Genomic DNA, 12,685 nt, shown 5'->3' on the forward strand with positions numbered 1-12,685 from the left:
CACATATAGGATATACGAATTGCGTGGGGCTGGAGTTGCAGCCGATTGTGCCCGATAGCAGGCGTTTTCTGTTGAGAAAGCGCCTATTTTGCATGAAATGCCGGATTTAAAAGTAATTTGACCGAAATTTTCCGTTTTACAATCGGCATAGGATGGTTAAGATGTTATGGAGATAGAAGTTCTGGAATGGAATCTGCCCCTCAAGGATTGGAATAATGAGGATCCGTTTCCATCAAGTTCATCATTCCGTCACAATGCCAGCTTGGTTGATGAAACTTTTACATCCGTTTTTTCGTTAAGTAGTTAGGCGAACGATTATGATTTTTTCGTAAAATGCATGAAAAAAAGGGTGTAGCATCAGAAAAACAGGGTTTAAGCTTGCTGGAAGGACCATGTAAGCCTTTTTCTAAGCTAAAAGGACCGAAAAAAGGACATTTACGCTTTTGACAAAAAGGAAATTAGTGTGGAAAATCATTATGGCTGCGGAAAACAAACAAATAGAACCGCATCGATGAATCAACACACGCACCAAAACCAGAGAGAATATGAAAAATGGGGTCTCAAGGGGGCAGTAATGGTTATGGTCAATTCACTTTTAATTTTTTTCCAAATCTTTTTGGCGTTCGTCGGTGTTTATCAATTCACCATTTCGCTGTTCGGAATCGTTCGCAAAAGAAGGCATCTGCAGCACAAACCACAAAAATCATTTGCCGTGCTCGTCGCAGCCCATAATGAGGAGCAGGTTGTGGGCGCATTAATCGAAAACCTTAAAAATCTTGATTATCCGAAAGAACTTTACGATATTTTTGTCATTTGCGACAACTGCACGGACGGCACGGCTGAAATTGCACGCAGCTATGGCGTACATGCATGCGAGCGCCAGAACCCGCATTTGCGCGGCAAGGGTCACGCGATCGAGTGGATGCTGAAGGAGCTTTGGGGCATGCAGCGGCAATACGATGCCATCGTCATGTTCGACGCCGACAATCTGGTCGGCAATGACTTCCTGCTCCACATGAACAATGATCTTTGCGAAGGCAAGCAGGTGATACAAGGTTACCTGGATACGAAGAATCCGTCCGATTCCTGGGTTACTGCTTCTTATGCGATTACCTACTGGTATTGCAACCGTTTGTGGCAGCTTTCGCGCCGCAATCTGAATATGGCCAACTTCCTTGGCGGCACGGGGATGTGTTTTGAAGCCGGCCTCTTGAAAGAAATGGGCTGGGGTGCGACAAGTCTGGTGGAGGATTTGGAATTCTCCATGCGCTGCGTAAAACGCGGCATACATCCGGTACTAAATTACGATGCCAAAGTTTACGATGAGAAGCCGCTTACGTTCAAGGCTTCATCGCGTCAGCGCTTGCGCTGGATGCAGGGGCATTTTACCGTGGCCCGGCATTATTTCTTCCCGCTGCTCTGGGCAAGCATCAAGGAACGCAATTTCGTCAAATTCGACGCCGCACTTTACTCCATATCCGTGTACAGTACCTTTATCGGTTTCGTGGCGACGGCGATCCTTTGGATTGATAATATTATTCCCGCCCAAAATGCTTTTACTTCGATTTATTTTTATCTGCCGCTCTGGCTGCCGATCGTTGCCATTTCGCTGACTGCGGTTATGTTCCCGCTGGTCATGTTGCTCGAAGGAATCAAATCCGGCAAGATGTATGCGCACTTGTTGTCCATGATCGTATTCCAGCTTTCATGGCTGCCGATTACGTTCTATGCCTTCTTTACGCAAAACAACAAACAGTGGAGCCATACCCAGCATACACGGGTGCTTCGGCTGGAAGAAGTGCAAAGCAAGCAGATATAAGTCGTGTCCCAATTTGATAGTTGACATCAAAGCGATAGACATGATATATTAATTTGGTGACGCAGGCATGTATCGCGTTAACGCAAAAGCAGAAGCACCCGCTTCTCACCTGTTCGGCAGTCGGCCGGCTGGTTCGCGATCGATGATTGAAATAGGCTTCGCCGTTTAAGGCGATGATTGAATGCCTACAATCTTGGTTAATGGAATGCGGGTCCGTGCGGATCCGCATTTTTTATTTTGCTTCAACGATTCGCAAAATTTGGAGGTGGCAGGCTATTAGCAGGGAACATCAAATCAACGATGAGATTCGAGCCCGCGAAGTACGTGTAGTAGGTGCGGATGGCGAACAAATCGGAATTAAATTATTTCGTGAAGCGTTGCAGATGGCAATCGATGCAAACCTTGATCTTGTGAACATTGCACCTACGGCGAAACCGCCAGTATGCCGCATCATGGATTATGGCAAGTTCCGCTATGAAACGCAGAAGAAAGAGAAGGAAGCCCGCAAGAACCAGAAGATTGTGGATACCAAAGAAGTATGGTTCCGTGCCAACATCGACGAGAACGATTACCAGACTAAATTCCGCAATGTAGTGAAATTTCTGGGTGAAGGCGATAAAGTGAAATGTTCCGTCCGCTTCCGCGGCCGTGAAATTACGCATGCATCCGTTGGTCAGAAGATTCTTGACCGGCTGGCGAAGGAAGTTGCCGATCTGTGTGTCATGGAACGTATGCCGAAGCTGGAAGGCCGCAGCATGATCATGATATTGGCGCCCAAAACAACCAACTAACGCATAATCAATGAGGAGGATCACCACATGCCTAAAATGAAAACACACAGCAGTCTGAAAGACCGCTTCAAAATTACCGGTACCGGTAAAGTTAAACGCTTCAAAGCGTTCCGCAATCATTTGCTCTCCGGCAAGTCCGCTCGTCAAAAGCGCGTATTGGCAACACAGCCGCTGATGGCTGCAGGCGATGTTCGCCGCTTGAAGCAAGGCCTTGGAAATTTGAAATAGCACATAAACGCGGATTCAAAAAATTCATGAACATGGACTTTTTGGCATCCTCATAGCAGCAAACATAAGCATAACCAACATTCGGGAGGTTTCTATTCATGGCAAGAGTTAAAGGCGGATTCGTCCGCGCACGTCGTCGTAAACGGATTTTGAAGCTGGCTAAAGGCTATTTCGGTTCCAAGCATCGCCTGTTTAAAACAGCGAAAGAGCAAGTAATGAAATCGCTGATTTACGCATACCGCGACCGTCGCCGCAACAAACGCGATTTCCGCAGACTGTGGATCGTTCGTATCAATGCAGCAGCTCGTTTGAACGGCCTGTCCTACAGCAAATTCATGTTCGGCTTGAAGCAAGCCGGCGTGGAAGTGAACCGCAAAATGCTTGCTGACCTTGCGGTCAATGACATTAATGCGTTCAACTCGCTTGCAGGTATCGCAAAAGAGAAAGTAAATGCCTAGCATTTGCATATAGAAGTGTTACAAAAAGAGCCATCCGTGTGCGGAAGGGCTTTTTTTCTTATTTCATGGCTTTCATAAAGTTTCCATGTACTTTAAATATCTATAGAGACAGGTACAATGAGGATGCCGCAAAAGGCGTCTTCTTTTTTTATTGAGACCGCAGTCAGCCTATCTTTAAGAGGCTATGGACAACGGTACAATCGGCAGCCGCTCATCCCGAATAAGCTGTACAGGGTAACTAAGCGAAGGTTTCGTAAGGGGGGACAGCCTGCCCATCAACCCCGGGAAACCCGCAGCAAAGGTTCGAATGACATGTACAGGAGGGATTGCGCATGCAACGCGTCTCCAAAGATCAGGCACGTAAGCTTATTGGCAAAACAATCTATGCGGTTCGCAGGGACGGATCCGTGCGGACGGGCAAGCTCGTCCGTGTTCATGAGAATAAGCTTTATTTGCGTCCGGCAGGCAAAGGAAAAGGAAAAGGCAAATCTGTTAGAACCAAAGCCATATTGCCGCTCGTACTTTTTGATTTGCTGGCCATTGGTACACTTCCGTTTGCCGGCGGATTCGGTCCCGGATTCGGTTCCGGGTTTGGACCAGGGTTTGGGCCAGGCTATGGTCCCGGACCGGTATACGGCCCTGGATATGGTGGAGGTTACGGAAATCCATGCTGCCCGCCAGGTTTCAAAAACTACTAGGCCGAGTTTGTTAATTGACGGGGTACGTGTTTTTTAAGTCAATGATTTAACCATCTCGAAGCAGCGCAATTCCGGAAAGTCGCGGTTCGCGCGGAAACCGAGACGGGTGTATAGCCGCTGAGCGTCGTTATTGCTGTAATCCACGAATAATCGGGCTGTTGTGCATTCTTGTTTCCGCGCGTAGGCTTCGCCGTAAGCCATCAGCTTGGTCCCCAATTTCTTCCCGCGATGCTGTGGATGAACCGCAAGCATGTCGTAGAGCAGCGTGCCGCCTTGCGTGTAGAGGTGAACGAAGCCGAGCGGCGTGCTTGTTTTTGTTCGTGAAACCACGAAGGTCGTGCCGCTGCGAAGGCGAATGGGCAGCTCGCGGATGGTCTGCGCATCCCGGGGAGAAGTCGAAAAGGACAGAGGCATCAGTTCGGATTTGATTAATCGGATGATCTCGGTATCATCTGTTCTTGCCCGCCTTGGTCTGATCAATGATAATCAACCTGCTTTCAGCCGGGCTTTTGTGTCAGTCGGCACCCGGTGCAATAGTTCTATCATCTTATGTGGGGGCATTCCGAAATGCTCCCCTGATCAAAGGCCTTTTTCGGTTATTTTGCCCTTGCAACCTACAATCGTTCTTGACTAACGCGGCCACGAAGCATATAATAAGTTTTAAGCAACACACAAGGACCAAGGGTTCCCGTATTACTGGCATGATTTAACAGGGCGATTGAGCCATGATGAATGTCAGGTTCTTATCAGTATCAAGAAATCTCCGAACAGACCAACTCAATGGTCCGGATATTTTCAAATAATGGATCTGCTATGAAGAGGACGAAGTGTTAAGGGCTCTTTTGCTCAGAGAGCGGACGGATTTGCTGCAACCGTCGCCAGAATCCCTTTCCAACGAGCTCACCTCGGAGCTGTTTCCCTGAAAAGATTGCACAACTTGATTTTGTGATAATCGTATTAGGGGAAATCGTAAGGCACACGTTAAGGTGCCAAGGTATGAACGATTGCGTGCACGCCGTTCTTACCTATTGAGGTTATTTGCTGCGAAGTGAATAACAAACCTGGGTGGTACCACGGAAGATATACCTTTCGTCCCTAGACGCTGAATAAGGCGTCAGGGCGCGAAAGGTTTTTTTGTTTTTCAAGAGAGGAGGACGACTTAATGGTCGCTCAAAGTGCAACGCTAAGGTCAAAAGAAGAATTGATGGAAAGAATGAGTAAACCAGATGTTATTACCGGTTCGGAAATGCTGCTTCGCAGCTTGGTGCTTGAAGGTGTCGATTGCGTCTTCGGTTATCCCGGAGGAGCTGTGTTGTTCATCTATGATGCTATGCATGGATTCTCGGATTTCCACCATCTGCTGACCCGCCACGAACAAGGCGCCATTCATGCGGCAGACGGCTATGCGCGTGCTAGCGGGAAGGTCGGCGTATGTATCGCAACGTCGGGACCGGGAGCTACGAATTTAGTAACGGGAATCGCAACCGCGTATATGGATTCGGTGCCGCTTGTCGTCATAACGGGCAATGTTGCGACGAACTTTATCGGAACAGATGCTTTTCAGGAAGCGGATATTACCGGCATTACGATGCCGATTACCAAACATAGCTATCTGGTGCGCGATGTTGATGATCTGCCACGCATCATTCATGAAGCTTTTCATATTGCCAATACAGGCCGCAAAGGGCCGGTACTGATCGATATTCCGAAGGATGTTTCGTCGCATAAGGCATTATTCAAGCCTGTGAACGAAGTCAGCATCCGCGGGTACAATCCGACCGTATCCGCGAAGAAGCCGCAAATTGACAAAATGATCAAAGCGATTGAGGAAGCGGAGCGTCCGGTCATTCTTGCGGGCGGCGGAGTTGTATACTCCGGCGGGCATGAGGAGCTGTTCGAATTCGCCACGAAAGCGGGCATTCCGATTACAACGACGCTGCTTGGTCTGGGCGCATTCCCGAGCGGCAACGACTTATGGATGGGCATGCCGGGTATGCATGGCACGTATACGGCCAACAAAGCGATCCAGTCAGCGGATCTGCTGATTAATATTGGCGCACGTTTCGATGACCGGGTAACGATGAAGCTGAACGGTTTTGCTCCAAAAGCCAAAATCGTACACATTGATATCGATCCGGCGGAGATCGGCAAGAATGTTCCGACTGATATTCCGATTGTCGGCGATATCAAGACTGTTCTCCAGCAGGCGAACAAGGATGTGAAATATGCAGCGAAAGCGGATGCCTGGCGTGCGCATATCCTGCAGTCCAAGCAAGATTATCCTTTGAGCTATGTGGATTCCGACGTAGAGTTGAAGCCGCAATGGGTTATCGAGATGATCCATGAGACGACCAAAGGTGAAGCGATTGTAACGACGGACGTTGGGCAGCATCAGATGTGGGCGGCGCAATATTACCGTTTCAACCAGCCGCGTTCATGGATCACATCGGGCGGTCTGGGGACCATGGGCTTTGGGTTCCCGTCCTCGATCGGTGCACAGATGGCCCATCCCGACCGGCTTGTCGTTTCCATTAACGGTGATGGGGGCATGCAAATGTGCGCCCAGGAGTTGGCGGTATGTTCCATCAACAACATCCCGGTTAAGGTTGCGATTATTAACAACCAGGTGCTGGGAATGGTTCGCCAATGGCAGGAGCTTATCTATGAGAACCGCACCAGCCACATCGATCTGGCAGGCAGCCCGGACTTCGTCAAGCTCTCGGAGGCATACGGGGTCAAAGCATTCCGGGCGACGAACAAGGAAGAAGCACGCGATGCCTGGATCGCAGCGATGGATCATCCTGGACCGGCCGTAGTCGAATTTGTCGTCCGCAAAGGCGAGAACGTTTATCCGATGGTTACGCAAGGATCAACGATCGATGATATGCTAATGGGGGATTCACAATGAAGAAACATACGATTGCCGTTCTCGTAAACGACCAGCCCGGCGTTCTGCAGCGGGTATCCGGCCTGTTCGGACGCCGCGGGTTCAATATTGAAAGCATTACAGTAGGGACAAGCGAAGAGCCTGGCTTGTCCCGGATGGTTATCGTCACGACAGGCGATGATCATACGCTGGAGCAAGTCACCAAGCAATTGTATAAGCTTATTGATGTTATTAAAGTTATTGATCTGAGCGCCAATCCAATGGTTGGCCGCGAGCTTGCGCTCATCAAGGTGAATGCCGAGCCGTCGTCGCGTCCGGAAATTCTTGGCGTGGTCGATACATTCCGCGCGGCTGTTGTGGATATTGGCACCAGCACGCTTGTTGTACAGGTTGTCGGGGATACCGACAAAATCGATGCCATGGTCGAGCTCCTGAAGCCTTACGGCATCCGCGAGCTGTCACGTACCGGCGTAACCGCGATGATTCGCGGGAATGCGAGATAAAAGAAACAACCGCCCGTTTTGGGCGGGAGTTAAAGCGGGGGAGCTCGGAAACAGTTTGTACTTCCGACCGTCCCTCCTTTAACACCCGCTCAAAAGGGTTAAATTAAAGGAGGCATTATTATCAATGGCAGTTACATTGTATTATGAAAAAGATGCAGACCAAAGCGTACTTCAAGGTAAAACAATCGCAGTTATCGGTTACGGCAGCCAAGGACATGCTCAAGCACAAAACCTGCGCGACAGCGGCTTGAAAGTGGTTATCGGTCTTCGAGCCGGCAAATCCGCTGAAAAAGCGAAAAACGACGGGTTTGAAGTATTGTCCGTAGCAGAAGCGACTAAAGTAGCGGATGTTGTACAAATCCTTATGCCGGATGAAACACAAGCTAAGGTATATAAGGAAGAGATTGAACCGAACCTGAAAAAAGGCGCGGCTCTGTTGTTCTCCCATGGTTTTAACGTTCATTTCGGACAAATTATCCCTAATAAAGATACCGATGTACTGCTTGTTGCTCCAAAATCGCCAGGCCACATGGTTCGCCGCACATACGTGGAAGGCTTTGGGGTTCCAGGACTTATCGCAATCGAACAGGACGCAACCGGCAATGCCAAAGCAATCGGCCTTGCTTATGCTAAAGGCATCGGCTGTACGCGCGCGGGCGTTATTGAAACGTCTTTCCGCGAAGAAACGGAAACCGATTTGTTCGGCGAGCAGGCTGTCCTTTGCGGCGGTGCAAGCGCGCTGGTCAAAGCGGGCTTCGAAACACTGGTCGAAGCCGGTTATGCTCCAGAGATGGCTTACTTCGAATGCTTGCATGAGCTGAAGCTGATTGTCGATCTGATGTATGAAGGTGGTCTTGCCTCCATGCGCGATTCCATCTCCAACACAGCTGAGTATGGCGACTATGTTACCGGACCTCGCATTGTAACCGACGAAACGAAGAAAGCGATGAAAGAAGTGCTGGTTGATATTCAATCCGGACGTTTTGCCCGCGACTTCATTCTTGAGAACCAGTCCAACCGCGCTATGCTGACGGCTACCCGCCGCAACGAAGCCGAGCATCCGATTGAAGTAGTCGGCGGACAGCTTCGTGAACTGATGCACTGGATCAAGAAGTAAATCTTAGATACAAAAGAGAAGAAGCCCGCATTGACTAGCCTATCGGGCGGCGGGCTTGTTTCTCTTCTCAATAGGGCTAACCTGTCATCCCGGATTCCAGGGACGTTTCCCTCTTCGCCTGCCTGGCGGATGAGGGAGCGTTCCGCCATCCGGGATCATTCCGTTCATGGAGGTGTACGACTTGCGTAAAATTTATGTATTTGACACAACGCTTCGTGATGGGGAGCAATCTCCCGGCGTAAACCTGAACACGAAAGAAAAAGTCGAAATCGGCCTGCAGCTGGAGAAGCTGGGTGTCGACCGGATTGAAGCCGGATTTCCGGCAGCTTCCCCAGGCGATCTGGAAGCTGTGAACGCGGTAGCCCGCGCCGTGAAGAACGCGACTATCATCGGTCTTGCCCGTTCGCGGGAGCAGGATATCGATGCGGTAAAAGAAGCACTCAAAGGCGCGCAGGATCCTTGCGTCCACTTGTTTCTGGCTACATCGCCGATCCACCGCAAGCACAAGCTGCGGATGGAGAAGGAGCAGGTGCTGGAAACCGCGGAGAAAGCGATCCGTTATGCGAAGCAATACTTTGACAAAGTAGAGTTCTCCCCGGAGGATGCCGGACGCACCGAGCTTGACTTCCTATGCGAAGTAACGGCGATGGCTATTCGTGCCGGTGCTACGGTAGTCAATATTCCGGATACGGTGGGCTACATGAACCCGTCCGAGTTCGGCCATATCTTCAAAACGCTTAAGTCCGAGGTTCCAGGGATTGAGAAGATTCAGCTAAGCGCACATTGCCATGATGATCTGGGCATGGCAACGGCTAACGCGCTGGCGGCGATCCTCAACGGTGCTGATCAAATCGAAGGCACGATTAACGGCATTGGCGAGCGTGCAGGCAATACCGCCATCGAGGAAGTTGCAATGGCGCTTGCTACACGTGCCGATTTCTTCCAGGCGAACACATCGCTCACATTGAGTGAAATTGCCAAGACCAGCCGTTTGGTCAGCAAGCTGACCGGCATGGTGGTACCGGGCAACAAAGCGATTGTCGGCGCGAATGCATTCGCTCATGAGTCCGGCATTCATCAAGACGGCATGCTGAAGGAGAAAACGACCTACGAGATTATTTCACCCGATATCATCGGGCTGAAGGAATCCAAGCTCGTATTGGGCAAACACTCCGGACGGCATGCATTCCGCGAGAAGCTGATCGATCTGGGTTATGAGCTCAGCGACGAATCCGTGAACCAGGCATTCGCCAAGTTCAAGGATCTGGCGGACAAGAAGAAGGATGTAAGCGATGAGGATATTCGCGCGCTTCTGGAAGAGAAGCTCATCGATACACCGGAAATTTATACGCTGGAAACGATTGAAGTCAGCTATGGCAACAAATCGGTGCCTAGTGCGACCGTCCGTATCAGCATCGAAGAGCATGGCGTGCGGGAGCAGAAGGCCGAAGGCAACGGTTCCGTTGATGCGATATATAATGCGATCGATGCGGTAACGGGAGAGACCGCCACGCTGGAGGATTACTCCATCAAGTCCGTCACGCATGGCAAGGATGCGCTCGGCGAGGTTCATGTCGTGCTCGCTCAGGATGGCGTATCGGCGCAGGGACGCGGTCTCAGCACCGATATTCTGGAAGCCAGCGCCCGCGCATATATCGATGCGCTCAACCGGCTGATCGAGAAACGCAAAACACCTGGCCGTCGTGACAAGATGAGCCTGATTTAGATGCCTTGCGCCAGCTTTCCACTTGGAAGGCGCCTGTTTTAAACTTTGCACGCATCCATTTGCTCTCATCCGGGCATAAGGATGCTTTTTTTTGCATCCACTAGCCATTAATCATGGTTTCCCTCTGCCAACAATATGAAATCGTCGATGTTGCGCTATTTACTCACCTGGGTCTATGAACCCATGCTATAATGGGAGTACATATAGGATCAGGGAGGATTTTTACACGGATGTTATTTGTCTGGATAGCGCTTTGGACCGCATCTGCTTTGCTGCTGGCTACCAACCGCAAGAGCGCGGCGGTACGCTGGCTCAGCCTGGTTGCTTTCTGCGGCGGAACAGGGGCATTGGCGTCCGTTATTGAAGGGTGGATACTCGCCTGGCTTGACTCTGGGCTGATCAACACCGGTCATGAACGATGGCTGCGGATTGTCCAGCGCGGATGTTCATGGACAAGTTACTACGGATTGCCATATGCATTTATTTGTTTTGCTTCCTCCTATCATGCGGGCGCACTGCCGTTCTTTTATGCAAGGAAGCTTCCTGCGTTGGCATTGTTGTTTCCGTTAGGCATGCTGGCTGTTCCGGTTACGCCGGATACTCCTGTCCATTTTGGACTGCTGGCGATATGGGCAATTCCATATATAGTCGTAGGGGCTGTGCTGCTCCTGCTTAAGCAAGACCGCCACCCGGCAGACCGGAGGGCGCATGCGGTCATGATGGCGGCCGTGCTTCCTGCTGTCCTGATTGCCTTGTTTATGAATTATCTTATGCCACTATTCGGCCTTTACGGCATGTGGCGTTATAATGTGTGGCCGATCGCGTTTGCTTTCGTTGTATTTATTGTGGCGCTCTTTAATTTTGGGTTTCTTGGCGTTCAGCTGCTCATTGAAAGGCGGCGGCTGGATTTCTCGCTGCGCGCGATCACCAGCGGGACGGCCATGCTTAATCATGCCATCAAGAATGATATTGGCAAAATTAAACTGTTCAGCGACAAAATCGAGCGTTCGGCTGAAACCGGTCAGGAGCTGCGTGAGGATATCCGGGTCATCGGCACGGCAGCCATTCATATCGAGGATATGATCAGGAGCGTGCACGAGCGTACGCAGGAGCTGAGGCTGCAGCCGCAGCGTTCCGGTTTGTCAACGCTTGTGCGCGACCAGCTGACAGCGCTTCTTCCGCGTCTTGAAGGCCGGATTGTGCTTCATGCGCATTACGACGAAAGTGCGGAGGCTCTGATCGATCCCGTCCAGACAGCCGAAGCGATCAACAATGTGCTGTCCAATGCCGTTGAAGCCATGCCAGGCGGCGGGGAGCTGAAGGTCAGGGTGATTGGCGGAAGGCGCGGCAGCACCATTGAAGTTCGGGACAGCGGTACCGGCATCGAGAAACAGCATTTGCGCAAAGTGACAGAACCATTCTTCACAACAAAAAGCGGCAAAGCTATGAATTTCGGTCTTGGTCTGGCATATTGCATGCAGCTGATGCATCGCCAGGGCGGGGAGCTGAAGGTACAGAGCGAGCCCGGCAGGGGAACGGTGGTCTCCTTCCATTTTCCAGCGATAAAAAAGGCCAAAGGAGCAGGATGATGACAGTAGAAAATGTGAACATCAGGGTCATGATTGTTGAGGACGATCCGGACTGGCGCAGAGGGCTGGCTGCCTACATCAACAGCCAGCCTGACATGGTTGTGGTAGCGGAGGCCGATACGGCGGAGAGAGCTCTGCAGCGGGCCGAGGAAGCGCAGCCGGATGTCATTCTGCTGGATATTATGCTGGCGGACAGTCCGGAGGGGCTCCGGCTTGCCGGAGAGCTGCCGTTGTCCTCGGACGCACGCATCATGATGCTGACTTCCATGGATGATAAAGCATTCGTTGTGGAAGCCTTCCGGGCGGGGGCAGTCAATTATTTGGTCAAATCCGAATTCTCGGTCATTCCAGATGCCGTCCGCAAAGCAGCAGCCGACCATTCCGCGATCGACGCCTCGGCGGCCAGACAGATGCTGGAGGAGTTCAGGCGGTTGAAGCACCTGGAGCGGGAATATGAAGTGGATAAATTCAAACGGCAGGTTACCCCGTCAGAGCTGCAGATGCTGTCCATGATTCATGAAGGGTACAGCCAATCCGAGATTGCCGAGAAGGAATTTCTTTCGCTCCGTACGGTCAAGAATCATGTCAGCAACATTTTGCGCAAGCTGGGCGGGAAAAGCAGCAAGGACGCTGCCAAGAAAGCCAAGGATATGGGCTTGTTCTAGGCGTGCAAAAACCCTGATTTGGTTTCATCCAGCCGATTTTGATCGCTGATCATAAAGCGGCGCAAACGAAAAATATTCAGGACGAAGGGGCTGCTAGCGGATATATCCTTGCTGAAGCGGGAAAGCCGCAAGAGTGGGAAATGTGGACATGGCGCATAAACCGGAAAGCCCCGGGTCACCAGGTACTTCGCTTATGCATCTTGC

12 protein-coding genes and 1 other annotated feature are annotated in these 12,685 nt (G+C 50.9%); of the genes, 11 read left to right on the plus strand and 1 reads right to left on the minus strand.

All coding sequences use genetic code 11. From position 1 onward, the window contains the following. The first annotated feature begins 580 nt into the window (after positions 1-580). From IEY46_RS01015 to IEY46_RS01035, 5 genes are all read left to right on the plus strand, one after another. A complete protein-coding gene (locus tag IEY46_RS01015; protein WP_188988292.1) occupies positions 581-1,819 on the plus strand; it encodes a glycosyltransferase family 2 protein in 1,239 nt (412 codons plus the stop codon). 80 nt (positions 1,820-1,899) lie between these two features. Then, positions 1,900-2,060 (plus strand) — a sequence feature (ribosomal protein L20 leader region). A gap of 34 nt (positions 2,061-2,094) precedes the next feature. Beyond that, positions 2,095-2,610, plus strand: coding sequence for a translation initiation factor IF-3 (gene infC / locus IEY46_RS01020; protein ID WP_229750188.1), 516 nt, complete (start codon positions 2,095-2,097; stop codon positions 2,608-2,610). A gap of 27 nt (positions 2,611-2,637) precedes the next feature. Then, positions 2,638-2,838, plus strand: a complete 201-nt coding sequence (gene rpmI / locus IEY46_RS01025) for a 50S ribosomal protein L35 (protein ID WP_188988296.1) — start codon at positions 2,638-2,640, stop codon at positions 2,836-2,838. 98 nt (positions 2,839-2,936) lie between these two features. Beyond that, positions 2,937-3,296: a 50S ribosomal protein L20 gene (gene rplT, locus IEY46_RS01030; protein WP_188988298.1), complete on the plus strand. Its 360-nt coding sequence runs from the start codon at positions 2,937-2,939 to the stop codon at positions 3,294-3,296. Between the two features lie 332 nt (positions 3,297-3,628). Then, entirely contained in the window at positions 3,629-3,994 is a 366-nt protein-coding gene (locus tag IEY46_RS01035) for a hypothetical protein (protein ID WP_188988300.1), read from the plus strand. Between the two features lie 33 nt (positions 3,995-4,027). On the opposite strand, the gene IEY46_RS01040 is transcribed toward IEY46_RS01035, so the two are convergent. Continuing rightward, entirely contained in the window at positions 4,028-4,474 is a 447-nt protein-coding gene (locus tag IEY46_RS01040) for a GNAT family N-acetyltransferase (protein WP_188988302.1), read from the minus strand. 682 nt (positions 4,475-5,156) lie between these two features. On the opposite strand from IEY46_RS01040, the gene ilvB reads away from it, so the two are divergent. The 6 genes from ilvB to IEY46_RS01070 all read left to right on the plus strand — a co-directional run bounded on the left by ilvB (position 5,157) and on the right by IEY46_RS01070 (position 12,481). Then, positions 5,157-6,902 (plus strand): biosynthetic-type acetolactate synthase large subunit, encoded by a 1,746-nt coding sequence (gene ilvB, locus IEY46_RS01045; protein WP_188988304.1) that lies wholly within the window; start codon positions 5,157-5,159, stop codon positions 6,900-6,902. Further along, positions 6,899-7,384, plus strand: coding sequence for an acetolactate synthase small subunit (gene ilvN, locus IEY46_RS01050; protein WP_188988306.1), 486 nt, complete (start codon positions 6,899-6,901; stop codon positions 7,382-7,384). Before ilvB ends, ilvN begins: the two co-directional genes overlap by 4 nt. A 124-nt stretch (positions 7,385-7,508) precedes the next feature. Continuing rightward, positions 7,509-8,501, plus strand: coding sequence for a ketol-acid reductoisomerase (ilvC, locus tag IEY46_RS01055; RefSeq protein WP_188988308.1), 993 nt, complete (start codon positions 7,509-7,511; stop codon positions 8,499-8,501). Between the two features lie 181 nt (positions 8,502-8,682). Beyond that, complete coding sequence (locus IEY46_RS01060) at positions 8,683-10,227, plus strand: 2-isopropylmalate synthase (protein ID WP_188988310.1); 1,545 nt, start codon at positions 8,683-8,685, stop codon at positions 10,225-10,227. A 230-nt stretch (positions 10,228-10,457) separates the two neighbouring features. Next, positions 10,458-11,816: a sensor histidine kinase gene (locus tag IEY46_RS01065; protein ID WP_188988312.1), complete on the plus strand. Its 1,359-nt coding sequence runs from the start codon at positions 10,458-10,460 to the stop codon at positions 11,814-11,816. Next, positions 11,816-12,481 carry a response regulator gene (locus IEY46_RS01070; protein ID WP_188988313.1) on the plus strand — a complete coding sequence of 222 codons (666 nt, stop codon included), beginning with the start codon at positions 11,816-11,818 and terminating at the stop codon, positions 12,479-12,481. Before IEY46_RS01065 ends, IEY46_RS01070 begins: the two co-directional genes overlap by 1 nt. Positions 12,482-12,685 lie beyond the last annotated feature (204 nt).

The organism is Paenibacillus nasutitermitis, from assembly GCF_014641075.1.
GTDB lineage: Bacteria > Bacillota > Bacilli > Paenibacillales > Paenibacillaceae > Paenibacillus_Z > Paenibacillus_Z nasutitermitis.